The sequence below is a fragment of the Streptomyces sp. NPDC034049 genome (genome assembly GCF_055575575.1).
In genome coordinates this window covers 518,765-540,137 of the sequence record NZ_JBVISJ010000003.1, presented here as the reverse complement: position 1 = coordinate 540,137, position 21,373 = coordinate 518,765, and the positions used below count along the sequence as shown (strand labels likewise).

General features: G+C 70.7%; 17 protein-coding genes and 1 tRNA gene. 8 read left to right on the top strand and 10 right to left on the bottom strand.

Annotated features, from left to right (window positions below; translation table 11 throughout):
- The first annotated feature begins 79 nt into the window (after positions 1 to 79).
- From pheA to ACZ52C_RS12015, 3 genes are all read left to right on the top strand, one after another.
- Complete coding sequence (pheA, locus tag ACZ52C_RS12025; protein WP_469074587.1) at positions 80 to 1,015, top strand: prephenate dehydratase; 936 nt, start codon at positions 80 to 82, stop codon at positions 1,013 to 1,015.
- Between the two features lie 570 nt (positions 1,016 to 1,585).
- Entirely contained in the window at positions 1,586 to 2,863 is a 1,278-nt protein-coding gene (serS, locus tag ACZ52C_RS12020; protein ID WP_469074586.1) for a serine--tRNA ligase, read from the top strand.
- Complete coding sequence (locus tag ACZ52C_RS12015) at positions 2,860 to 3,696, top strand: HAD family hydrolase (RefSeq protein WP_469074585.1); 837 nt, start codon at positions 2,860 to 2,862, stop codon at positions 3,694 to 3,696. Before serS ends, ACZ52C_RS12015 begins: the two co-directional genes overlap by 4 nt.
- Positions 3,697 to 3,790: 94 nt before the next feature.
- Here ACZ52C_RS12015 and ACZ52C_RS12010 read toward each other — a convergent pair.
- The 6 genes from ACZ52C_RS12010 to ACZ52C_RS11985 form a co-directional block, all read right to left on the bottom strand.
- Positions 3,791 to 3,874 (bottom strand) — tRNA-Ser (locus tag ACZ52C_RS12010).
- A gap of 281 nt (positions 3,875 to 4,155) precedes the next feature.
- The gene (locus ACZ52C_RS12005) at positions 4,156 to 4,425 is read right to left on the bottom strand and encodes an SGM_3592 family protein (protein ID WP_469074584.1); all 270 of its coding nucleotides are present in this window, start codon (positions 4,423 to 4,425) and stop codon (positions 4,156 to 4,158) included.
- A 142-nt stretch (positions 4,426 to 4,567) separates the two neighbouring features.
- Complete coding sequence (locus ACZ52C_RS12000) at positions 4,568 to 5,287, bottom strand: ABC transporter permease (RefSeq protein WP_469074583.1); 720 nt, start codon at positions 5,285 to 5,287, stop codon at positions 4,568 to 4,570.
- Between the two features lie 11 nt (positions 5,288 to 5,298).
- Positions 5,299 to 6,210, bottom strand: coding sequence for an ABC transporter ATP-binding protein (locus tag ACZ52C_RS11995; protein WP_469074582.1), 912 nt, complete (start codon positions 6,208 to 6,210; stop codon positions 5,299 to 5,301).
- The gene (locus ACZ52C_RS11990) at positions 6,207 to 7,145 is read right to left on the bottom strand and encodes an ABC transporter permease subunit (RefSeq protein ID WP_469074581.1); all 939 of its coding nucleotides are present in this window, start codon (positions 7,143 to 7,145) and stop codon (positions 6,207 to 6,209) included. Before ACZ52C_RS11990 ends, ACZ52C_RS11995 begins: the two co-directional genes overlap by 4 nt.
- Positions 7,135 to 8,124, bottom strand: coding sequence for an ABC transporter ATP-binding protein (locus ACZ52C_RS11985; protein WP_469074800.1), 990 nt, complete (start codon positions 8,122 to 8,124; stop codon positions 7,135 to 7,137). The genes ACZ52C_RS11990 and ACZ52C_RS11985 overlap by 11 nt, the downstream gene beginning before the upstream one ends.
- A 401-nt stretch (positions 8,125 to 8,525) precedes the next feature.
- Between ACZ52C_RS11985 and ACZ52C_RS11980 the strand changes: the two genes are divergently transcribed.
- The 5 genes from ACZ52C_RS11980 to ACZ52C_RS11960 all read left to right on the top strand — a co-directional run bounded on the left by ACZ52C_RS11980 (position 8,526) and on the right by ACZ52C_RS11960 (position 13,823).
- A complete protein-coding gene (locus ACZ52C_RS11980) occupies positions 8,526 to 10,292 on the top strand; it encodes an SDR family oxidoreductase (protein WP_469074580.1) in 1,767 nt (588 codons plus the stop codon).
- Entirely contained in the window at positions 10,289 to 11,245 is a 957-nt protein-coding gene (locus ACZ52C_RS11975) for a MerR family transcriptional regulator (protein WP_469074579.1), read from the top strand. The genes ACZ52C_RS11980 and ACZ52C_RS11975 overlap by 4 nt, the downstream gene beginning before the upstream one ends.
- A gap of 140 nt (positions 11,246 to 11,385) precedes the next feature.
- Entirely contained in the window at positions 11,386 to 11,934 is a 549-nt protein-coding gene (locus ACZ52C_RS11970; RefSeq protein ID WP_469074578.1) for an RNA 2'-phosphotransferase, read from the top strand.
- A gap of 36 nt (positions 11,935 to 11,970) precedes the next feature.
- A complete protein-coding gene (locus ACZ52C_RS11965; RefSeq protein ID WP_469074577.1) occupies positions 11,971 to 12,873 on the top strand; it encodes an LLM class flavin-dependent oxidoreductase in 903 nt (300 codons plus the stop codon).
- Between the two features lie 80 nt (positions 12,874 to 12,953).
- Positions 12,954 to 13,823 carry an HAD family hydrolase gene (locus ACZ52C_RS11960; protein ID WP_469074576.1) on the top strand — a complete coding sequence of 290 codons (870 nt, stop codon included), beginning with the start codon at positions 12,954 to 12,956 and terminating at the stop codon, positions 13,821 to 13,823.
- A gap of 22 nt (positions 13,824 to 13,845) precedes the next feature.
- Here ACZ52C_RS11960 and ACZ52C_RS11955 read toward each other — a convergent pair whose 3' ends face one another.
- The 4 genes from ACZ52C_RS11955 to ACZ52C_RS11940 all read right to left on the bottom strand — a co-directional run bounded on the left by ACZ52C_RS11955 (position 13,846) and on the right by ACZ52C_RS11940 (position 21,305).
- Positions 13,846 to 14,910 (bottom strand): peptidoglycan DD-metalloendopeptidase family protein, encoded by a 1,065-nt coding sequence (locus ACZ52C_RS11955; RefSeq protein WP_469074575.1) that lies wholly within the window; start codon positions 14,908 to 14,910, stop codon positions 13,846 to 13,848.
- Positions 14,911 to 15,158: 248 nt separating this feature from the next.
- Entirely contained in the window at positions 15,159 to 18,665 is a 3,507-nt protein-coding gene (gene cydD, locus ACZ52C_RS11950; protein ID WP_469074799.1) for a thiol reductant ABC exporter subunit CydD, read from the bottom strand.
- A 99-nt stretch (positions 18,666 to 18,764) separates the two neighbouring features.
- Positions 18,765 to 19,769, bottom strand: a complete 1,005-nt coding sequence (gene cydB / locus ACZ52C_RS11945; protein ID WP_060884035.1) for a cytochrome d ubiquinol oxidase subunit II — start codon at positions 19,767 to 19,769, stop codon at positions 18,765 to 18,767.
- A 27-nt stretch (positions 19,770 to 19,796) separates the two neighbouring features.
- Positions 19,797 to 21,305 carry a cytochrome ubiquinol oxidase subunit I gene (locus ACZ52C_RS11940; protein ID WP_469074574.1) on the bottom strand — a complete coding sequence of 503 codons (1,509 nt, stop codon included), beginning with the start codon at positions 21,303 to 21,305 and terminating at the stop codon, positions 19,797 to 19,799.
- Positions 21,306 to 21,373: the final 68 nt, after the last annotated feature.

The following is a 21,373-nucleotide window of genomic DNA, read 5'->3' as shown; positions in this document are numbered from 1 at the left end:
GGCCGTCCCAGCCGGCTGAGCGCCGTGCCGCCGGGCTTGAGGGTCGTACGGCTGGACCGGCGCCCATTAGGGTGAGTCCATGCCAGCCAGCTACGTGTACCTCGGCCCCGAGGGCACCTTCACCGAGGTCGCCCTGCGCACGCTGCCGGAGTCCGCGACCCGCGAACTCGTCCCGATGGTGTCCGTGCCCGCCGCACTCGACGCCGTCCGCAACGGCGAGGCCGAGGCCGCCTTCGTCCCGATCGAGAACTCCGTGGAGGGCGGTATCACGACCACGCTCGACGAGCTGGTCGCCGGCGCCCCGCTGATGATCTACCGCGAGGTGCTGCTCTCGATCACCTTCGCGCTCCTGGTCCGGCCGGGCACCCAGCTCTCGGACATCAAGACGGTCACCGCCCACCCGGCCGCGCAGCCGCAGGTCCGCAACTGGATGAAGGCCAACCTCCCGCCGGACGTCGTCTGGGAGTCCGCCGCCTCGAACGCGGACGGCGCCCGTCTCGTCCAGGAGGGCCGTTACGACGCCGCCTTCGCCGGCGAGTTCGCGGCCTCGCGGTACGGCCTGGAGGCCCTGGAGACCGAGATCCACGACGCGGAGAACGCCCAGACCCGGTTCGTCCTGGTCGGCCGTCCCGCCCGGCCCGCCGCCCCGACGGGCTCCGACAAGACCTCCGTCGTCATCTGGCAGCGCGACGACCACCCCGGTGGGCTGCGCGACCTGCTCGGCGAGTTCGCCGTCCGCGGCGTCAACCTGATGCTCCTGCAGTCCCGCCCGACCGGCGAGGGCATCGGCAACTACTGCTTCGCCATCGACGCCGAGGGCCATATCTCCGACCGGCGGGTCGCCGAGGCGCTGATGGGCCTCAAGCGGGTCTGCCTCCAGGTCCGCTTCCTCGGTTCGTACCCGCGTGCGGACGCCGCCACCGCCAAGGTGCGGCCCATGCTGCCGGGCACCTCCGACGCCGAGTTCGTGGCCGCGGCGGACTGGGTGGCGCGCTGCCAGGACGGCCGGTTCTGATCCGGCCCACCGCCGGTGCTACCTGCTTATTTTCTTTGTCCACAGAAGTTATCCACAGGGAGCCTTCTCGACCTGGGGACAAGTCGACAACGCAGCCCCATTCAGTCGACAAATCCCCTTCGCGGGCCTCGCTGTGTCCACAACCCCGTAGGTCACCCTTCGTCCACGTGTTTCCTCACGTCAATCCTTTAGAGCGACCCATTCCCCCGCGAATCCACTCGAAGGTGGGCGTGAAGGCGGTTTGGGTCGGGAATCCTCAGGACGGAATCCGTTCTCCCCGGCGGCCTTCCCCGGCATCCACAGATTTTTCGCACAGCCTGTGGATAACTCTGCGGCACCCTGGATTCCTGTGGACGACCGATCCCCAAGTCCCGTGCCGCGCAAGGGAGTCGAGTCAACCAGGCGCCAGGCCCCTGCCCCCGTTCAGGGGGCCGCCCTTCCCTTCATTGACTTTCACCGGCACCCGCCCGGGCCTGCCGAGGTGATCGACATTCCGGCCAGAGGTCCAGATAAAGGGCGTACCGCGAATTCAAGTCGTGGGCCGGAACCACGCACCGGTAGCCTTGAGGGGTGATTGACCTTCGCCTGCTCCGTGAGGACCCCGACCGTGTGCGCGCGTCCCAGCGCGCCCGTGGAGAGGACGTCGCGCTCGTCGACTCCCTCCTGTCCGCCGACGAGCGGCGCAGGTCGTCCGGCGTCCGCTTCGACGAGCTCCGTGCCGAGCAGAGGTCGCTCGGCAAGCTGATCCCCAAGGCCTCCGCCGACGAGAAGGCCGAGCTGCTCAAGCGCGCGGAACAGCTCAAGGCCGACGTCAAGGCCGCCGACGCCGAGCGCGACGCGGCCGACAGCGAGACCCAGGAGCTCCTCCTCCAGCTGGGCAACCTCGTCCACCCCGACGTCCCCGTCGGCGGCGAGGAGGACTTCGTCACGCTGGAGACGCACGGCGAGATCCGCGACTTCTCGGCCGAGGGTTTCGAGCCGAAGGACCACCTGGAACTCGGCACGATCCTCGGCGCCATCGACACCGAGCGCGGCGCCAAGGTCTCCGGCTCGCGCTTCTACTTCCTGACGGGCGTCGGCGCCCTCCTCGAACTCGCCCTGGTCAACGCGGCGATCGCCCAGGCCACCGCGGCCGGTTTCACCCCGATGCTGACCCCGGCGCTGGTCCGCCCGCAGTCGATGGCCGGCACCGGCTTCCTCGGCCAGGCCGCCCAGGACGTCTACCACCTCGACAAGGACGACCTGTACCTGGTCGGCACCTCCGAGGTCGCGCTGGCGGCGTACCACATGGACGAGATCATCGACGCCGACCGCCTCCCCCTGCGCTACGCGGGCTTCTCCCCCTGCTTCCGCCGCGAGGCCGGTTCGCACGGCAAGGACACCCGGGGCATCTTCCGCGTCCACCAGTTCGACAAGGTCGAGATGTTCTCGTACGTCGCGCCGGAGGACTCCCAGGCGGAGCACCAGCGGCTGCTGGACTGGGAGAAGCAGTGGCTGACCTCGCTCGAACTGCCCTTCCGGGTCATCGACGTCGCCTCCGCCGACCTCGGCTCCTCGGCCTCGCGCAAGTTCGACTGCGAGGCGTGGATCCCGACCCAGGGCAAGTACCGCGAGCTGACCTCGACGTCCGACTGCACCGAGTTCCAGTCGCGCCGTCTGCGGATCCGTGTCCGTGACGGCAAGCAGGTCAAGCCGCTGGCCACGCTCAACGGCACGCTCTGCGCCGTCCCGCGCACCATCGTGGCGATCCTGGAGAACCACCAGCAGGCCGACGGTTCGGTCCGCGTCCCCGAGGTCCTGCGCCCGTACCTGGGCGGCCGCGAGGTGCTGGAGCCGGTAGCCAAGTGAGCGACGCGGCAGCCACCGGGGGCTCCCTCACACCCCCGGGCTTCCCCTACAAGCTGATCGCGACCGACCTCGACGGAACGCTTCTCCGCTCCGACGAGTCGGTCTCCCGGCGCACCCGTGAAGCGCTCGCCGCGGCCACCGCGGCGGGCGCCGCCCACATCGTCGTCACCGGCCGGGCGGTCCCCTGGACCCGCCACATCCTCGACGACCTCGGCTACCGGGGACTGGCCGTCTGCGGCCAGGGCGCGCAGGTCTACGACGCCGGGGAGCACCGCCTGCTCACGGCCGTCACCCTGGACCGGCAGCTCGCCGCGGTCGCCCTCGCCAAGATCGAGGCGGAGGTCGGCCCCCTGCACCTGGCCGCCAGCCGCGCGGGCCTGGACGGCGAGATCCTGGTCGGCACCGGGTACGCCCTGCACGGCTCGCTCCCCACGACCCCGCTCACGGACGTGGCCGACCTGTGGGCGGCCCCGCTGAACAAGATCTACATACAGCACCCCACGCTGACCTCCGACGAACTCACCGAGGCCTCCCGCCAGGCCGCCGGCGGCTTCGTCACGGTCGCCATGGCCGGTGAGGGCATCGTCGAGCTGCTCCCCCTGGGCCTGACGAAGGCCACCGGTCTCTCCCTCGCCGCGCGCCGCCTCGGCGCGAAGCGCACGGACACCATCGCCTTCGGGGACATGCCCAACGACATCCCCATGTTCACCTGGGCCACCCACGGCGTAGCCATGGCCAACGCCCACTCCGACCTCAAGGCCGTCGCCGACGAGGTGACCTCGTCCAACGAGGACGACGGCATCGCCGAGGTCCTGGAACGCCTGCTCCCCTGAGACGCCGACAGCCCCCGCCGCGTCAGCGCGGCGAGGGCCTGCGGCAGGGGGGCGGCAGCTACGACCCGGCCAGGTCACAGCGACAGCGCGACGGCGGAGGATGCACGGATCGAACGTGCGCGGGCAGAACCCGATCACGGCTTAGCAAGCCGGTGCCTTACCACTCGGCCAATCCTCCGGGTGGGCGGCCCACGCGAAGCGATTCGCGTGCTCGAAGCGGCCGCCCCGGGCGGCTCCCACTGGCAACGGACTCGACGGAGGGGTAACTACTCCGGAGCCCGCAGTGGACTGCCCTGCCGGGAACTCGACGTACTGCGCCTGAAGGACAGCATCGCCGGGCTCCTCTCCCAGAACGTGGCGCCGACTCGATCCGGCGACCTGGACATCAACCACTGTGCCCGGCAGCCGAGTTGCCCGCCACCGAATATCGGCCGCCCGCCCCCCGGCCACGCCGAACGGTCATCGGCGGCGCCACTTGCGGCGTCGCGCCTTGCTGAAGAACCACCCGGCAGGCGGCTCGTCCGAGCGCCAGGGCTGGGGATCAGGAGCCTCCTGCCGCCACCGCGCCGCCAACATGCGGGCCCGCGCGGACGGTTCCGCCGCCTCGGCGGACCGTATGAAGTCCTCGTCCAGCACGAGGTCGTCCCAGACGTCCTCACCCGCGCCGCGCGACTCGCCGCCGTCGGACCGCCCCTCCGACCGACCTTCCGACCGACCCTCCGCTGTCATCCCCGTTCCTCCCGCCCTCCGGCCGCCCTCCTGGCCGCGTATGCCCCGACCGTCCGTCCTGCCCAGTCTGCCCGGACGTGCGTGAAGCCTTCGTCAAGACCGAAGGCGGCGGCCTCCGGGGCGAATCGCCCCGGAGGTTCGGTCACTCCTCGCCGGCGAGCTTCAGCGTCCGCAGCTTCTGCCCGGCGTACCAGGTCGCGCCCGCCGTGACGACCGTCAACAGGACCACCGCGGTCGGCAGCCCCACGTCGGAGGTCACCAGACCGCCGTTGGTGACCTTCTGGGCCACGGCGAGCGCCCACTGCTGGACGCTCAGGGTGCGGGCCCCGTCCACCAGGGAGCCGAAGAGGCTCTCCCAGACCAGCGCGTACACGAGGCCGAAGACGACCGCGTGCCGGGTGACCGTCCCGAGGAGCAGGAACATCGCGGCGTACGCGATCGAGGCGACCAGCGCCGCCACCGTGTAGGCGACGGCGATCTGCTGCCCGTTGCCGTTCAGGATCAGCCCCGCGATCAGCGTCGGCACCGCTGAGAACGCCATGGTCACCGCGATCGCCACGATCAGCTTGGTGAAGATGATGGTCGGCCGCTTCACCGGCTTGGCCAGCAGATACACCACGGAACCGTCGTCGATCTCCGGCCCGATGGCGCCCGTTCCGGCGATGACACCGATGATCGGCACCATCGTGGCGAGCGCGAACCCGCCCAGGAGATCGGCGGCCACCTGGTCGTCGGCGCCGCTCAGGGCGCGCACGGCCACGGAGAGCACGATCAACAGGGCGGGCAGCGCGCTGAGGATGAGGGCCCGACGGCGGCCGAGCAGAGCCCGGTAGGTGAGCCGGGCGACTGTGGGGTCGTACATTCTTCGGCCTCCTACGCCGCGACGAGATACGAGAAGACGGACTCGAGGGACTCGTCCGACGGCGAGACCGTGAGCAGACGGATGCCGTGGTCCCGGGCCACCCTCGGCAGCAGTGCCGTGAACCGGCCGAAGTCGACGGCCTGGATACGCAACGCGCCCTCGGCCAGGTCCACCTCGATCCCGGCGGTCGACGGGTCGGCGATCAGCGCGGCGGCCAGGGCCCGGTCGTCGCTGGAGCGCACCAGGTAGCGGTGGGGGCGGTCGGTCATCAGCCGGCGGATGCGCCGGAAGTCGCCGCTCGCCGCGTGCCGTCCGGCGACGATCACCTCGATGTGGGCCGCCAACTGCTCGACCTCTTCGAGGATGTGGGACGAGAAGAGCACCGTGCGGCCCTCGTCTCCCATCCGCCGCAGCAGATCCATCAGCTGCATGCGCTGGCGCGGGTCCATGCCGTTGAACGGCTCGTCCAGCAGGAGCAGCGACGGTTCGTGGACCAGCGCCGACGCCATCTTCACGCGCTGGCGCATGCCCTTGGAGTACGTCGAGATCTTGCGGTCCTGCGCGTACTCCATCTGGACCGTGGCCAGGGCGCGCTGGGCGGCCGCCGCCCCGAGGCCGTGCAACTCGGCGTTGGCGACGACGAATTCACGACCGGTGAGGAAGTCGTACATCGCCTCGCGCTCGGGAACGATGCCGATGTGCTTGTAGATCTGCTCGTTGCGCCACACCGGGGTCCCGTCGAGGGTGACGGAGCCCGTGGACGGGGCGAGGAAGCCGCCCATCATGTTGATGAGGGTGGACTTGCCGGCGCCGTTCGGGCCGAGCAGGCCGGTGACACCGGGGCCGATCGTCATCGTGACGTCGTTGACCGCCACCACGTTGCCGAACCAGCGTGAGACGTGGTCGATGTTGAGCGTGGTCACAGCCCGACCTTTCGGTAGCGGCGCATCAGCAGGCCGTAGGAGCCGGCGATGAGACCGAGGACGACGAGGACGTAGAGGGCGCCCTGCCCGTCTGAGGGGCCGTGCCCGCCGGGGAAGGCGGAGGTGGCGCCCAGGAAGGCGGTCTGTACGCCGTCGATGAGCGTGATGGGCGAGAAGAAGCCGAGCCAGGGCACGACGTCCGCGCTGTTCTGCTCGGTGGCGATGGCCTGGACGACGGACACCGCGCCGTAGGAGATCGTCAGGACGGCGATGACGGCCGCGATGCCGAAGCCCCGCCGCGGGGTGACCGCCGAGATGACCAGGCCGATGCCGGCGAAGAGGAGCGACAGCAACGCCACGGACACCAGTCCCTGTGCCAGTCCCTTGGTCTGGTCGGTGAAGTCGAGCTTGGCCAGCAGCGCGCCGATGTACAGCACGAGCAGGGGCACCGCGGTGAGGATGAACAGCGCCGAGGTCAGCGCCGCGAACTTCGCGCGGACGTAGTCGGCGGTCTCGATCGGGCGCGAGAAGTACAGCGGGACGGTCTTGAAGCGCAGGTCGCGCGAGACGGACTGCGGTGCCTGGGAGGCGACGTACAGGCCGATGACGGCCTGCATGATGACCGCGTAGTCGGTGTACTTGACGGGCAGGTCGTTGGCCTGTGTGGCCACCGAGACCGCCACCATGATGGCCGCCGGCACGCACATCACCGCGAACAGCAGCATGGGCAGCACCTTGGACTTGGCCGAGCGGCCCAGTCCGTACGCGCCGCGCAGGGACTGCGAGTACAGCGAGCGCCGGGCGTAGGCGCGGCCGAGGCGGGGGCCGTCGTAGGAGCGGTATCCGATGTTGTGGATACGGCTCTGCTCGCCCGTGCGGGCGGGCTGTCCGCCGTCGAGGGACGGTGCCGGTGCACCGTGCTGCTCAACCGCCATGGCCGACCGCCTCCTTTCCTGCGTCCTGGGCGCCGCGGGTGCCCGCCCGCTCGTCGTTGTCCTGGAAGACCTCGGCGATCTGGTGCCTGCGCTGTTCCATGCGGACCAGGCCGAGGCCCAGGTCGGCGACGACATCGCGGATCAGGTCGTAGGTCTCCTCGCCCTGGGCGGTGAGCAGCAGGATGTGCCCGGCGCCCGGGAGGCCGCTGCCGTCGGAGACGGTGACTCCGCGCGTGTGCAGGGCCTTCCGCAGCGCGCCGGTGCCGTCCGGGTGCTCGTCGCTGTCGGTGACCTCGATCGCGAGGGTCGCCGTGCTCTGGGTGAAGTCCCTGGTGGAGCTGGACCGCAGAAGCTTGCCGCCGTCGACCACGACCACGTGGTCGCAGGTGCGTTCCAGTTCGCCGAGCAGATGGGAGGTGACGAGGACGGAGATGCCGAAGTCGGTGTGGATGCGGCGGATGAGGCCGAGCATCTCGTCGCGGCCGACCGGGTCGAGGCCGTTGGTCGGCTCGTCCAGGAAGACCAGCTGCGGATCGTGCACCAGGGCCTGGGCGAGCTTCACCCGCTGCTTCATGCCGGTCGAGTAGCCGCCTATGGGGCGGTACCGCTCCTCGTACAGACCGACGTGGCGCAGGGTGTCCGCGGTGCGCTCGCGGGCGGCGGTCGGCGGGAGTCCGGACATGCGGGCCATGTGCACGACGAACTCGGTGGCCGAGACGTCGGGCGGCAGGCAGTCGTGCTCCGGCATGTACCCCACGCGCTCGCGGATGGCGCCGCCCTTGGTGGCGACGTCGAGGCCGAGCACCTCGGCACGGCCCTCCGTGGCGGGGGACAGACCCAGCAGGATTTTGATCAGTGTGGACTTGCCGGCGCCATTGGCACCGACGAGTCCGGTCACACCGGGTCCGATGTCCACGGAGAGCCGGTCAAGAGCGGTCACCCTCGGGAACCGCTTGCTCAGGCTTTCGGTCGCGATCACAGTCACGATTTAGACATTAGGGGCGCGGGCCGCCGCGGTCGTCACCCCGCAGGGCGGTCTGGCCTCACCCTCGAGTCGTACGGGCTCCTAGGGGGCATCCACCGCCGGTCCCCCTAGGGGTCACCCTGAGGTCGAACACCTGGACGGGGCCGGACCGTGCGCGGGCGGCCGTCGTGAGGAGTAACGACCGGCGTCGCGGTTTCGTGCCCGTGTCCGCTTCTTCCCGCACCCCCAGCCTTCTCGACGCGCCGACCTGCACCGCCAGCCGGTTTCCACAGCCAGGGCGCACCCCCGTTGACGCAGCCATCAATCACTGGCACATTCGTTTACGTCACATTCCGAACACGGACCGTAGTCGACAGGCGGGTGGAGCAGTGGCTGCCGAGGGCCGAGGGGGAGACATGACGGGTGCGGCGACGCTCGACGGTGCGCGGGAGCGCAGGGTACGCGCGGACGGAGTCGAGTTGAGCGTCGCCGAGCTAGGCGATCCCGAGCGGCCGACCGTGCTGCTCGTGCACGGCTATCCCGACTCCAAGGAGGTCTGGTCCGAGGTCGCCGTACGGCTCGCGGAGCGCTTCCACGTGGTGCTGTACGACGTGCGCGGCCACGGCCGTTCCACCGCGCCGAAGCCGCTGCGCGGCGGATTCACGCTGGAGAAGCTGACGGACGACTTCCTGGCGGTCGTGGACGCCGTCAGCCCGGACCGCCCCGTGCACCTGGTCGGACACGACTGGGGGTCGGTCCAGGGCTGGGAGTTCGCGACCGTCCGGCGCACCGAGGGGCGCATAGCGTCCTTCACCTCGATGTCCGGCCCCTCCCTCGACCACATGGGGCACTGGATCAAGCGGCGGGTGCGGCGCCCCACCCCGCGCCGGATCGGCCAACTCCTGGGCCAGGGCGCCAGGTCCTGGTACATCTACGTGCTGCACACCCCCGTGCTGCCCGAGCTCGCCTGGCGCGGCCCCCTCGGCAGGTGGTGGCCCGGCCTGGTCCGAAGAGCCGAGAAGCTGCCCCACGGCGACTACCCGAGCGCGTCGTTGCCCACCGACGCCGCGCACGGCGCCTGGCTGTACCGGGACAACATGCGCACACGTCTGGCCGACCCCCGGGACGACGCGCACGCGCATGTGCCCGTGCAGCTCATCACGCCCCTGGGCGACCAGTTCCTCTCCGAGCGGCTCTACGACGACCTGGAATCATGGGTTCCGCGACTCACCCGGCGCACGCTGCCTGCCAGGCACTGGATCCCGCGCACCCGGCCCGATCAGCTGACCGCCTGGATCGGCGAGTTCGTCATGGCTACCGAGGCGGGACGCCCGGCGCCCAGGGCCACCGGAAAGCACACGGAACGATTCGGCGGGCGGTTGGTGCTGGTCACCGGCGCGGCCGCCGGCATCGGCAAGGCCACTGCCCTCGCGTTCGCCGAGGCGGGGGCACGCGTCGTCGCCGTCGACCTGGACGCCGAAGGAGCGGCTCGCACCGCGGAGTCGTCCCGGCTGGCCGGCGCGCCGGAGGCCTGGGCGGAGCGGGCCGACGTCTCGGACGAGCAGGCCATGGAGAAGCTCGCCGAGAAGGTCGCCACCGAGTACGGCGTGGTCGACGTGCTGGTGAACAACGCGGGGATCGGACTCTCCGGATCCTTCCTGGACACCACCGTCGAGGACTGGCGCAAGGTCCTCGACGTCAATCTGTGGGGCGTGATCCACGGCTGCCGGCTCTTCGGCAGACAGATGACCGAGCGCGGCCAGGGCGGGCACATCGTCAACATCGCCTCGGCGGCGGCCTATCTGCCGTCCCGGTCGCTGCCCGCGTACAGCACCTCCAAGGCGGCGGTGCTGATGCTGAGCGAGTGCCTGCGCGCGGAGCTGTCCGGGCAGGGCATCGGGGTGTCGGCGATCTGCCCCGGCATCGTCGACACCAACATCACCTCGACGGCGCGTTTCGCGGGTGTCGACGCCGACGAGGAGAAGCGCCGGCAGCGCAGGGCCGCGAAGCTCTACGGACTGCGGAACTACCCGCCGGAGAAGGTCGCGGAGGCCGTCGTGCGCGCGGTCGTCCGGAACCAGGCGGTCGTCCCCGTCACCCCGGAGGCCCGCGGCGGACGCTTCATGGCCCGGTTCACCCCCCGTGCTCTGCGCGCGCTCGCCCGCCTGGAGCCGCCGCTGTGAGTACCGGTGCCGAGAAGGACGAGCGGGCCGACGCACCGGCCGGGGCCGTGTACCGCATCGACGACCTGGCGCACCGCAGCGGCACCACGGTCCGGACGATCCGCGCCTACCAGGACCGCGGACTGCTCCCCAGCCCCGAGCGACGCGGCCGCGCGAACGTGTACTCCGACGCGCATCTGACCAGACTGCGCCAGATCGCCGACCTCCTCGACCGCGGCTACACCCTCGCCTCCGTCAAGGAGCTGCTGGATGCCTGGGACACGGGCCGCGGTCTCGGCGGGGTGCTGGGCCTGGCCGCGGAAGTGGAGGGGCCATGGACCGACGAGGAGGCCGTCCGCATCTCGCGGGCCGAGTTGGCCGAGCGGTTCGGCGGCGCCGCCGACGCGACGGCCGTGGCGGACGCGGTCGACCTGGGCGTGCTGGTGCCGGTGCCGGACGAGGAGGACCTGTTCCTCGTGCCGAGCCCCCAAGAGCTGGGGGTGGCCGCCGAGTTGCACGCCGCGGGTGTCCCGCTGTCCGCGATCGCGGGTCACCTGAGGGAGTTGAGGGGGCAGGTCGAGCACATCGCCGGTCGTTTCCTGGAGTTCACCACCGAGCACGTGTTCGCTCGGTACACCGGGCGGCACCGGTCACCGACCGAGTCCGACGCGGTCGAAACGGCGGCACTCGTACGGCGGCTGAAGCCGCTGGCCCAGCAGACGGTGGACGCCGAACTCGCGCGTGCGCTACGGAGATTGGCCGCCAGACAGCTGCGTCGGCACCTCGGCTCCGACGCCGGGGCCGGACCCGGGGAGGAGTCACGTTCCGTGCTGATCGCGGCGTCCACGATAAGAGCCGTGGAAAGCCTGGTCGGTCCGGATCAGGTCGCCGCGTTCGTCACCGCGGCAGCCGAACGCGAGGTGCAGTCACGCACCTTGGACGCACTCACCGCACATAGGAAGGAAACAAGATAAATTGATCAATTAACCCAATCCGATGGGTCGTTGTCCACAGAATCTTCAATTCCCCTGTGGATAACTACACTTGGCTGTGGATCAAACATCCGCATCAAAATCAAGTGCGTGACGCGGGTCTCGCCAGGCACGCTGGCGAGATGAACGAACGACGCACCGTGAGAGTGTCGAAGTACCTCTCGAAACACCTACGGCACCAGCCGGAGCGGATCGGGCTCACGCTCGACGAAGGCGGCTGGGTCGGGATCGACACGCTCATGGAGGCGGCCGCCGCCCACGGCTTCCCCTTCACCAGGGCCGAGCTGGACCATGTGGTCGAGGCCAACGACAAGCGCCGCTTCGCGGTCGACGGCGATCGGATCCGCGCCAACCAGGGCCACACCGTCGAGGTCGACCTGGGCCTGCCCCCGGCGACCCCGCCCCCGCACCTTTACCACGGCACCGTGGCCGCCTACCTGAGCGCGATCCGCGCCGAGGGCCTGCGCGCCATGAACCGCCACGACGTGCACCTCTCACCCGACCGGGAGACCGCCACCCGCGTCGGCGCCCGCCGCGGCCGCCCCGTCGTGCTGTCCGTGGACGCGGGCGCCATGCACCGCGACGGCCACGTCTTCCGTGTCAGCGACAACGGGGTGTGGCTGACCGAGGCGGTCCCACCCCGGTACCTGCGGTTCCCTGAGCCGCACTGAGCGGAACCATCCGCCCGGTGCGCTTACGCTCGGGGTATGAGTCTGCGTCTGAGCACCGTGATCCTGCCGTACCTCCGCTGGCACGAGGGCGGCCGTGACACCTGGCAGCGGGCCGAGCAGCTCGGGTTCCACACCGCGTTCACCTACGACCACCTGTCGTGGCGGACCTTCCGGGACGGGCCGTGGTTCGGCGCCGTGCCCACCCTGACCGCGGCAGCCGCCGTCACCGACCACATCCGCCTGGGCACGCTCGTGACCTCGCCGAACTTCCGGCACCCCGTGACCCTGGCCAAGGAACTGATCTCCCTCGACGACATCTCCGGCGGCCGGCTCACCCTGGGCATCGGTGCGGGCGGCACCGGCTTCGACGCCACCGCGCTGGGCCAGGAACCGTGGACGCCGCGCGAGCGCGCCGACCGTCTCGCCGAGTTCGTCCCCCTGCTCGACCGGTTGCTCACCGAGGACTCCGTCTCGTACGAGGGCGACCACTACTCCGCCCACGAGGCGCGCAACATCCCCGGCTGCGTCCAGCGGCCCCGGCTGCCCTTCGCGGTGGCCGCCACCGGGCCGCGCGGAATGCGGCTGGCCGCCCGCTACGGGCAGGCCTGGGTGACCACCGGCGACCCCAAGCTGTTCGAGACGGGCACGCCCGAGCAGTCGGTCCACGCCATTCGCGGACAGGTCGAGAAGCTGGCCGACACGGCCGCCGCGGTCGGCCGGGACGCGGCCCTGCTCGACAAGATCCTCCTCACCGGTTTCACCCCGGACCGGGGCCGCCCCCTGGAGTCGCTCGACGCCTTCGTGGACTTCGCGGGCCGGCACGCCGAGCTGGGCATCACCGACCTCGTCGTCCACTGGCCGATCCCGGACTCGGACTTCGCCGCGAACGAGAAGCTCTTCGAGCGGATCGCCATGGAGGCCCCGGCCCAGTTGGCGTGAGCGCGCCCCACCACCCCGCGCTCACTCACCTGTGCGGGCGCCCGCACGACCGTGCGCGCATATGCGCGACAATGGGCTCCGTGACCTCAGCGACGCGACAGCCCGAGACCCCGGCCCCGACCGTCCCGCTCCGGCTCATAGCCACGGACCTCGACGGCACCCTGCTCCGCGACGACAAGTCGGTCTCCCCCCGCACCGTGGCCGCCCTCGCGGCCGCGGAGGAGGCGGGCGTCGAGGTCTTCTTCGTCACCGGCCGCCCGGCCCGCTGGATGGACGTCGTCAGCGAGCACGTCCACGGTCACGGCCTGGCGATCTGTGGAAACGGCGCCGCCGTGGTGGACCTGCACGGCGGCCCCGGCGCCCACCGCTTCGTCAAGGTCCGCGAGCTGGCCCGCGAGAACGCGCTCGACGCGGTACGGCTGCTGCGTGAGGCCGCGCCGGGCACGGTGTACGCGGTCGAGCAGACGTACGGCTTCAACCAGGAGCCCGACTACCCCAAGCTCCACATGGAGGTCCCCGACCTCCTGGCGCCCGCCGAGAAACTGCTGGCCCCGGGCGGTGTGGCCGATCACGAGCCGGTGCTGAAGATCCTCGCGTACCACCCGTCGATCGACCCCGACGACTTCCTCACCACCGCGCGCATCGCCGTCGGCGACCGTGCCACCATCACCCGCTCCAGCCCCAGCGCCCTGCTGGAGATCAGCGGACCGGGCGTCTCCAAGGCCAGCACCCTCGCCCTGTGCTGCGCCGAGCGCGGTATCTCCCACGAAGAGGTCGTCGCCTTCGGGGACATGCCGAACGACGTCGAGATGCTCACCTGGGCGGGCCGGTCGTACGCCATGGGCAACGCGCACCCGGACGTCCTCGCGGCGGCCTCCGGCCGGACCGTGGCCAACAACGACGACGGTGTGGCGGTCGTGATCGAACAGCTGCTGGCGGAGCGGCTGTAGCCGAGATTTCCGGCGCACCCGCCTACAACGTCACCCCGTGCTTCCGCAGCCACGGGACGGGGTCCACCGCGGAGCCCAGCTCAGGGGTGACCCGTACCTCGAAGTGCAGGTGCGGCCCGGTGGAGTTCCCGGTGGTGCCCGACTGACCGATCCACTGGCCCGGGCGCACCCGGGCCCCCTGGTCGACGGTGACGGCGGCGAGGTGCGCGTACTGCGTGAAGTAGCCGTCCGCGTGCTTGACGACGATCTCGATACCGAAGGCGCCCCCGCACGACACCTTCACCACACGCCCCGCACCGACCGCCCGCACCGGGGTGCCGATCGGCACCGCGAAATCCTGCCCGGTGTGCCGACTGGCCCAGCGCTCACCGCCGCTGCCGTAGCCCGCGGAGAGTTCGTACGTGGCCACCGGGGCGACCCACGCGCCCGAGGGCTCCCCCTCCGGCTGCTCCAGGCGGACCGCTCCCCGGCAGGATCCGGCCGCGACCGCTTCGTCGGCCTGGCCCTGGAGCGTCCACTGCGCCACTTCGAGCTTCTGCTCGATCGCCTTCTTGATCCCGGAGAGCCCGGTCCTCCAATCCTCCAGAGCCCGCCATGCCGTGGCCGCCTCCGCCTCGTCCGCGGCGAGCCGCGTCTCCGCACGACGGCTCTTGGTCACGGCGTTGTTGACGGCCAGATCGGCCTGCCAGGCCGCCCGCTGACCTCGCATCAGCTCCTCCGGGTCCTGCGCGAACAGCATCTGCGCGGTGTAGGGCACCCCGCCGCCCTCGCGGTACTGGGCGCGCGCGATCCGGCCGAGGTCGGCGTTGAGCACGGCGATCTGTTTCCGCTCCCGCGTGAGCAGCCTCTCCAGCCACTTCGTCCTCGCCTGCTGTGCCTCCGCCGCCCGCCGCCCCGCCTCGTACCGCTGCGTGGCCACCGCCGCTTCCTCGAACAGCCGCGCCACCTGGGCGCTGATGCCTTCCTCGGCGGGCGCGTCCGAAGCCTTGCCACGATCGCTGTCGGCTGCCGTCGGCCGGGCCACGACGGTGGCCGAGGCGCACAGCACCACGGCGACGAGCAGCGAGTGTCGGCGAGAGAAGCGCATAGCAGCGATCGTGGCCCTGCCCCGCGCCGTGGTCCTGTTCGAGTCGTACGGCCGGGGGACACTCCGCCCCGGACGGGCCAAGGAATGGAGCCGAACAGGGCCTCTGCGGTGGGGCGTTCGGCGTGGGCGCTTGCAATCGAGGCGGACCCGTACCGAACGGGCCCGACCGGAAGGATCACAGCGGCCGACCGGACACCGCACCGAACGTCGGGCACCACCACGGGAGCTTCGGCGCCGCCGCGAGGCGCTCAGACGCCGGCCAACAGTTCTCCCGCCGCCTCCCGTTCCAGCATCTCCCGCAAGGGGCCGTCCACCAGGGCCAGTTCCGCGTAGGTCCCGCGCTGCGCGACGCGGCCCTCCGCCAGCACGACGACTTCGTCCACCGCATCGAGGCCAGCCAGCCGATGGGTGATCAACAGGGTCGTACGGCCCTCGGTCGCGGCCAGCAGGTCCGCGGTGAGCGCGTCGGCCGTCGGCAGGTCCAGGTGCTCCGCGGGCTCGTCGAGGACGAGGACGGGGAAGTCGGCCAGCAGAGCGCGGGCAAGAGCGAGCCGCTGACGCTGGCCGCCGGACAGCCGCGCCCCGTGTTCGCCGATCAGGGTGTCGAGCCCGTCGGGCAGTTCGTCGGCCCAGTCGAGCAGCCGTGCCCGCGCGAGCGCGTCCCGCAGCCCCGCCTCACCGGCGTCCTTCCGGGCGAGCAGCAGGTTCTCCCGCACCGAACTGTCGAAGAGGTGCGCGTCCTGGGCGCACAGCCCCACGAGCCGCCGCACCGCGTCCCCGTCGAGCGTGCGCGCGTCCACGCCGCCCAGCGTGTAGGTCCCCTCGCGCACGTCCAGGAACCGCAGCAGCACCTGCGCGAGCGTCGTCTTGCCCGCCCCCGAGACACCGACCACGGCGATCCTGCGGCCCTCTTCGAGGGTGAGGTCCAGCCCGGTGAGCGCGTTCCGGTCCTGCCCGGCGTACCGCGCGCCGAGCCCTTCGAGCCGCAGCGGGAACGGCGACGCCGGCGCCTCGGCCGACGCCTCCGGTTCGCGGACGGGGTCCGGTGCGTCCAGCACCTCGTACACGCGCTCCGCGCTCCTGCGCACCCGCTGGCGGAACTGGACGGCGAGCGGCATCCCCAGGACCGCCTCGAACGCGGCCAGCGGGGTGAGCACGACGACGGCCATGGCCACACCGTTCAGCCGCCCGTCGACGACCGCCTGTGCGCCGAGGAGCGCGGTGGCGGCGACGGTGAGCCCGGAGACGAGCGCGGTGAGACCGTCGCCGAGCGCGGTGGCCGTGGCGGCTCGGGAGGCGATCCGGGTGAGGTCCTGGTCGGCCCGGCGCGCCTCCGCCCTGCGCACGGGCAGGGCGCCCGCGACCGCCAACTCGGCGGTGCCGGTGAGCAGATCGGCCACGCGGGTGGCCAGCTCGCCACGCGCCGGTGCCAGTCGGTGCTCGGCCCGCCGGGCCACGGCACCGGTCACCAGAGGAACCCCGGCCCCGGCGGCGAGCAGGCCGACCGCCAGAACCGCTCCCGCCTCGGGCAGCAGCCATGCGGTGAACCCGACGGAGGCGGCGGAGACGGTCACCGCGGCCCCGGCAGGCAGCAGCCAGCGCACCCAGTAGTCCTGCAGCGCGTCCACGTCGGCGACCAGCCGGGAGAGCAGGTCGCCGCGCCGGATCGTCCGCAGTCCGGCGGGGGCGAGGCGTTCCAGCCGCCGATAGACGGCGACCCTCGTGTCGGCCAGCATCCGCAGCACGGCGTCGTGCGACACCAGCCGCTCGCTGTACCGGAACACCGCCCGCCCGATGCCGAACGCCCTCGTCGCCGTCACCGCGACCATCAGATACAGCACCGGAGGCTGCTGCGAGGCCCGTGAGATCAGCCATCCGGAGGTCGCCATCAGCCCGACCGCACTGCCCAGCGCGAGGCTCCCGAGCAGCAGCGCGAGGACGAGCCGGCCCCGTCGCGGCGCGGCCATCCGGCGGACCCTGGTCAGAACGCCTCCGCTCCGCCCCAGTGGCAGGTCTTCCGCGGGCGGCGTCGGCTCCGACGCCCCAGGCCGTTCCGGCCGAGCGGACACGGCGACCGTGTGATCGCGCTCGACGGCCGGCGCCCCGCGTCCCGTGGCCTCCTCCAGCCGCACCACCCGGTCCGCCACCCCCAGCAGTGCCGGACGGTGCACCACCAGCAGCACGGTCCGGCCCACCGCCAGCCGCCGTACCGCCTCGACGACCTCCGCCTCGGTCTCCCCGTCCAGCGAGGCCGTCGGCTCGTCGAGGAGCAGCACGGGCCGGTCGGCGAGGAACGCCCGGGCGAGGGCGAGGCGTTGGCGCTGTCCGGCGGAGAGGCCGACGCCGTCCTCACCGAGGACCGTGTCGACCCCGGCGGGCAGGGCGTCCACGAAATCGAGCGCTCCCGCGTCGGCGAGCGCCCGCCGTAGCGCCGCGTCGTCCGCGTCCGGTCGGGCCAGCCGTACGTTCTCCGCGATGGTCCCTGCGTACAGGTGCGGCCGCTGCGGCACCCAGGCCACCTGCGATCGCCACGCGTCCAGGTCGAGCGAGGAGAGATCGGCTCCCCCGACCCGCACCGAACCGGCCGTCACCTCCGTGAACCCCAACAGCACGTTCAGCAGGGTCGACTTGCCCACGCCGCTCGGCCCGACGAGCGCCACCGTCTCGCCGGGGGCCACGGTGAAGGAGACGTCCGAGACGGCGTCGTACGAACGACCGGGATAGCGGACGGTCGCCCCGTCGAAGCGCAGTTCGCGCGTGGGCGGTACTTCCCCGGCCCCGGGCGCCGGCACCGGCGTCTCCAGGACCTCGAAGATCTCCTCGGCCGCCGCGAGCCCCTCGGCGGCCGCGTGGAACTGGGCGCCCACCTGCCGGACCGGCAGATACGCCTCGGGAGCCAGGACGAGGATGACCAGACCGATGTACAGGTCCATCTCGCCGTGCACGAGCCGCATACCGATGGTGACCGCGACCAGCGCGACCGAGATCGTCGCGAGCAGTTCCAGCGCGAAGGACGACAGGAAGGCGATCCGCAGGGTCCGCATGGTCGCCTGGCGGTACTCGCCGGTGATCCGCTTGATCGACTCGGCCTGCGCCTTGGCCCGGCCGAACACCTTCAGCGTCGGCAGGCCGGCGACGACATCCAGGAAGTGCCCCGACAGCTGCGACAGCAGCCGCCACTGACGGTCCATCTGCGAGCGGGTGGCCCAGCCGATGAGCACCATGAAGACCGGGATCAGCGGCAACGTTCCGACGATGATCGTCGCCGACACCCAGTCCTCGGTGACGATCCGCGCGAGAACCGCGACGGGCACGACGACGGCGAGACCCAGTTGCGGCAGATAGCGCGAGAAGTAATCGTCGAGCGCGTCGACCCCACGGGTGGCGAGGGCGACCAGCGAACCGGTGCGCTGCCCGCTCAGCCAGCCGGGCCCCAGGGCGGTGGCCTGTTCCAGCAGCCGCCCCCGCAGCTCCGACTTCACCGCCGCACTCGCGCGGTGAGCGGCCAGCTCGGTGAGCCAGGAGACCAGAGCCCGGCCGAGTGCGACCGCGGCCAGGAGCAGCAGGGGAGTGCGGAGTTCGGAGACCGGCTTCCCCTGCTGGAAAGCACCGACCACCACGTCGGCGATGAGCATGGCCTGCGCGATGACGAGCGCGGCTCCCGCGACACCCAGTCCGACGACGACCACCAGAAAGAAGCGAGTGGCGCGCGCGTACCGCAACAGGCGTGGATCGATCGGTTTCACGTGAAACACCCTCTTCTCAGCAGGCATGTTTCACGTGAAACATGCCTCTTCGGCCCGGGAAGGTGTGTTTCACGTGAAACATCGTCAAACACACCTCCGCACCGGAACTCAGTGCACCGACTCGGCGATGTGCTGCGTACCGATCCGCTTGCGGAAGACCCAGTAGGTCCACCCCTGGTAGAGCATGACCACCGGGGTGGCGATGGCCGCGCACCACGTCATGATCTTCAGGGTGTACGGGCTGGACGAGGCATTGGTGACCGTGAGGCTCCAGTCCTCGTTCAGCGAGGACGGCATGACATTCGGGAAGAGCGTGAGGAAGAGCATCGCGACAGCGGCCACGATCGTGACCCCCGACAGGGCGAACGCCCAGCCCTCACGCCCGGCCCGAACCGCCACGAGCGCCACCACCAGCGCGGCGACCGCCACGACCGCGGCGACCAGGGAAGCGCCGTCACCCTTCTCGATCTGCGTCCAGAGCAGGAAGAGAAGCGCCACTCCGGCCGTCACGGCACCTATGCGCAGGGCCAGCGTGCGCGCCCGCTCTCGGATGTCCCCCACGGTCTTGAGGCCGACGAACACCGTCCCGTGGAAGGTGAACAGCGTCAGCGTGACCAGACCGCCCAGCAGGGCGTACGGGTTGAGCAGGTCACCGAGGCCGCCCACATACTCGAAGTCGCGGTCGATCTTCACCCCGCGCACGATGTTGGCGAAGGCCACGCCCCACAGGAAGGCGGGGAGCAGCGAGGTCCAGAAGATCGCCGTCTCCCAGTTGCGCTGCCAGTTCTCCTCGGGCCGCTTCACCCGGTACTCGAAGGCCACACCACGGACGATCAGGCAGACCAGGATGAGCAGCAGCGGCAGATAGAAGCCGGAGAAGAGGGTGGCGTACCACTCGGGGAAGGCGGCGAAGGTCGCGCCGCCCGCCGAGAGCAGCCAGACCTCGTTGCCGTCCCAGACGGGCCCGATGGTGTTGATGAGGACCCGCTTCTCCGGACGGTTCCGGGCCAGCAGTTTGGTGAGGACACCGACCCCGAAGTCGAAGCCCTCCAGGAAGAAGTAGCCGATCCACAGGACGGCGATGAGGACGAACCAGACGTCGTGAAGTTCCATGACTGTGCTCCCTTGGCCCGGTGCGGCCTAGTACGAGAAGGCCATCGGCTTGTCGGCGTCACGGGAGTCGCCGCCGATCTTCGTGGGCGGGTTGAGGTCGGCCTCCGTCAGCTCGGGCGGCCCCGCCTTGACGTACTTCACGAGCAGCTTGACCTCGACGACGGCGAGGATGGCGTACAGCGTGGTGAAGACGAGCATCGAGGTGATGATCTCGCCCTGGGAGACCCCGGGGGAGACCGCGTCCTCGGTGCGCAGCACGCCGTAGACGACCCAGGGCTGGCGGCCCATCTCGGTGAAGATCCAGCCCCAGGAGCTGGCGATCAGCGGGAAGCCGAGGGTCAGCACCGCGATGCGCCAGTACCACTTGGTGAGCGTCGGGCCGAGGGCCTTCTTCGGCAGCAGGACGAGATGCGGCACCTCGTCGTCGCCGACCCGCAGGTGCTGCGGCAACAGGAACTTCCGGCGGGTGAGCCAGAGGCCGGCCGCGCCGATCGCGACGGACGCCATGCCGAAGCCGATCATCCAGCGGAAGCCCCAGTAGGCGACCGGGATGTTGGGCCGGTAGTCGCCGGGCCCGAACTTCTCCTGCTCGGACTTGTTGACGTCGTTGATGCCGGGGACGTACGAGTCGAAGTCGTCGTTGGCGAGGAAGGACAGCAGGCCGGGGATCTCGACGGCGACCTTGTTGTGGCCCTCGTCGACGTCGCCGTAGGCGAAGACGGAGAACGGCGCGGGTGCCTCGCCGTCCCACAGAGCCTCGGCCGCCGCCATCTTCATCGGCTGCTGCTTGAACATGACCTTGCCGAGCAGGTCACCGCTGATCGCGGTGAGCATGCCGGCGATCACGACGGTGACCAGGCCGAGGCGCAGCGAGGTCTTCATCATCGCGATGTGCTTCTTGCGGGCCAGATGGAAGGCGGCGATGCCGACCATGAAGGCTCCGCCGGCGAGGAAGGCCGCCGCGAGGGTGTGGAAGACCTGCGTCAGCGCGGTGTTCTGGGTGAGGACGAGCCAGAAGTCGGTGAGCTCGGCCCGGCCCTTCGCCTCGTTGATCCGGTAACCGACCGGGTGCTGCATCCAGGAGTTGGCCGCGAGGATGAAGTACGCCGACAGGATCGTGCCTATGGAGACCATCCAGATGCAGGCCAGATGGATCTTCTGCGGGAGCTTGTCCCAGCCGAAGATCCACAGGCCGATGAAGGTCGACTCGAAGAAGAAGGCGATCAGCGCCTCGAAGGCGAGCGGGGCTCCGAAGACATCGCCGACGAAGCGGGAGTAGTCCGACCAGTTCATGCCGAACTGGAACTCCTGCACGATGCCGGTGACGACCCCCATCGCGATGTTGATCAGGAAGAGCTTGCCCCAGAACTTGGTGGCCTGGAGGTACTTCTCCTTCCCCGAGCGCACCCAGGCGGTCTGCAGGCCCGCGGTGAGCGCGGCGAGCGAGATCGTCAGGGGGACGAAGAGGAAGTGGTAGACGGTCGTGATGCCGAACTGCCATCGCGCCAGAGTCTCCGGCGCCAGAGCGAGATCCACGTCTTCTCCTTACATGCCGTGGCACTGCGGCAGTTTGTCCCGGGTGACACGTACATCTCAGGACAACC

Coding starts and splice junctions, on each gene's coding strand:
- pheA (WP_469074587.1), top strand. CDS start 80: ATGCCAGCCAGCTACGTGTACCTCGGCCCCGAGGGCACCTTCACCGAG.
- ACZ52C_RS12005 (WP_469074584.1), bottom strand. CDS start 4,425: ATGACAGCGGAGGGTCGGTCGGAAGGTCGGTCGGAGGGGCGGTCCGAC.
- ACZ52C_RS12000 (WP_469074583.1), bottom strand. CDS start 5,287: ATGTACGACCCCACAGTCGCCCGGCTCACCTACCGGGCTCTGCTCGGC.
- ACZ52C_RS11990 (WP_469074581.1), bottom strand. CDS start 7,145: ATGGCGGTTGAGCAGCACGGTGCACCGGCACCGTCCCTCGACGGCGGA.
- ACZ52C_RS11980 (WP_469074580.1), top strand. CDS start 8,526: ATGACGGGTGCGGCGACGCTCGACGGTGCGCGGGAGCGCAGGGTACGC.
- ACZ52C_RS11970 (WP_469074578.1), top strand. CDS start 11,386: ATGAACGAACGACGCACCGTGAGAGTGTCGAAGTACCTCTCGAAACAC.
- ACZ52C_RS11965 (WP_469074577.1), top strand. CDS start 11,971: ATGAGTCTGCGTCTGAGCACCGTGATCCTGCCGTACCTCCGCTGGCAC.
- ACZ52C_RS11955 (WP_469074575.1), bottom strand. CDS start 14,910: ATGCGCTTCTCTCGCCGACACTCGCTGCTCGTCGCCGTGGTGCTGTGC.
- cydB (WP_060884035.1), bottom strand. CDS start 19,769: ATGGAACTTCACGACGTCTGGTTCGTCCTCATCGCCGTCCTGTGGATC.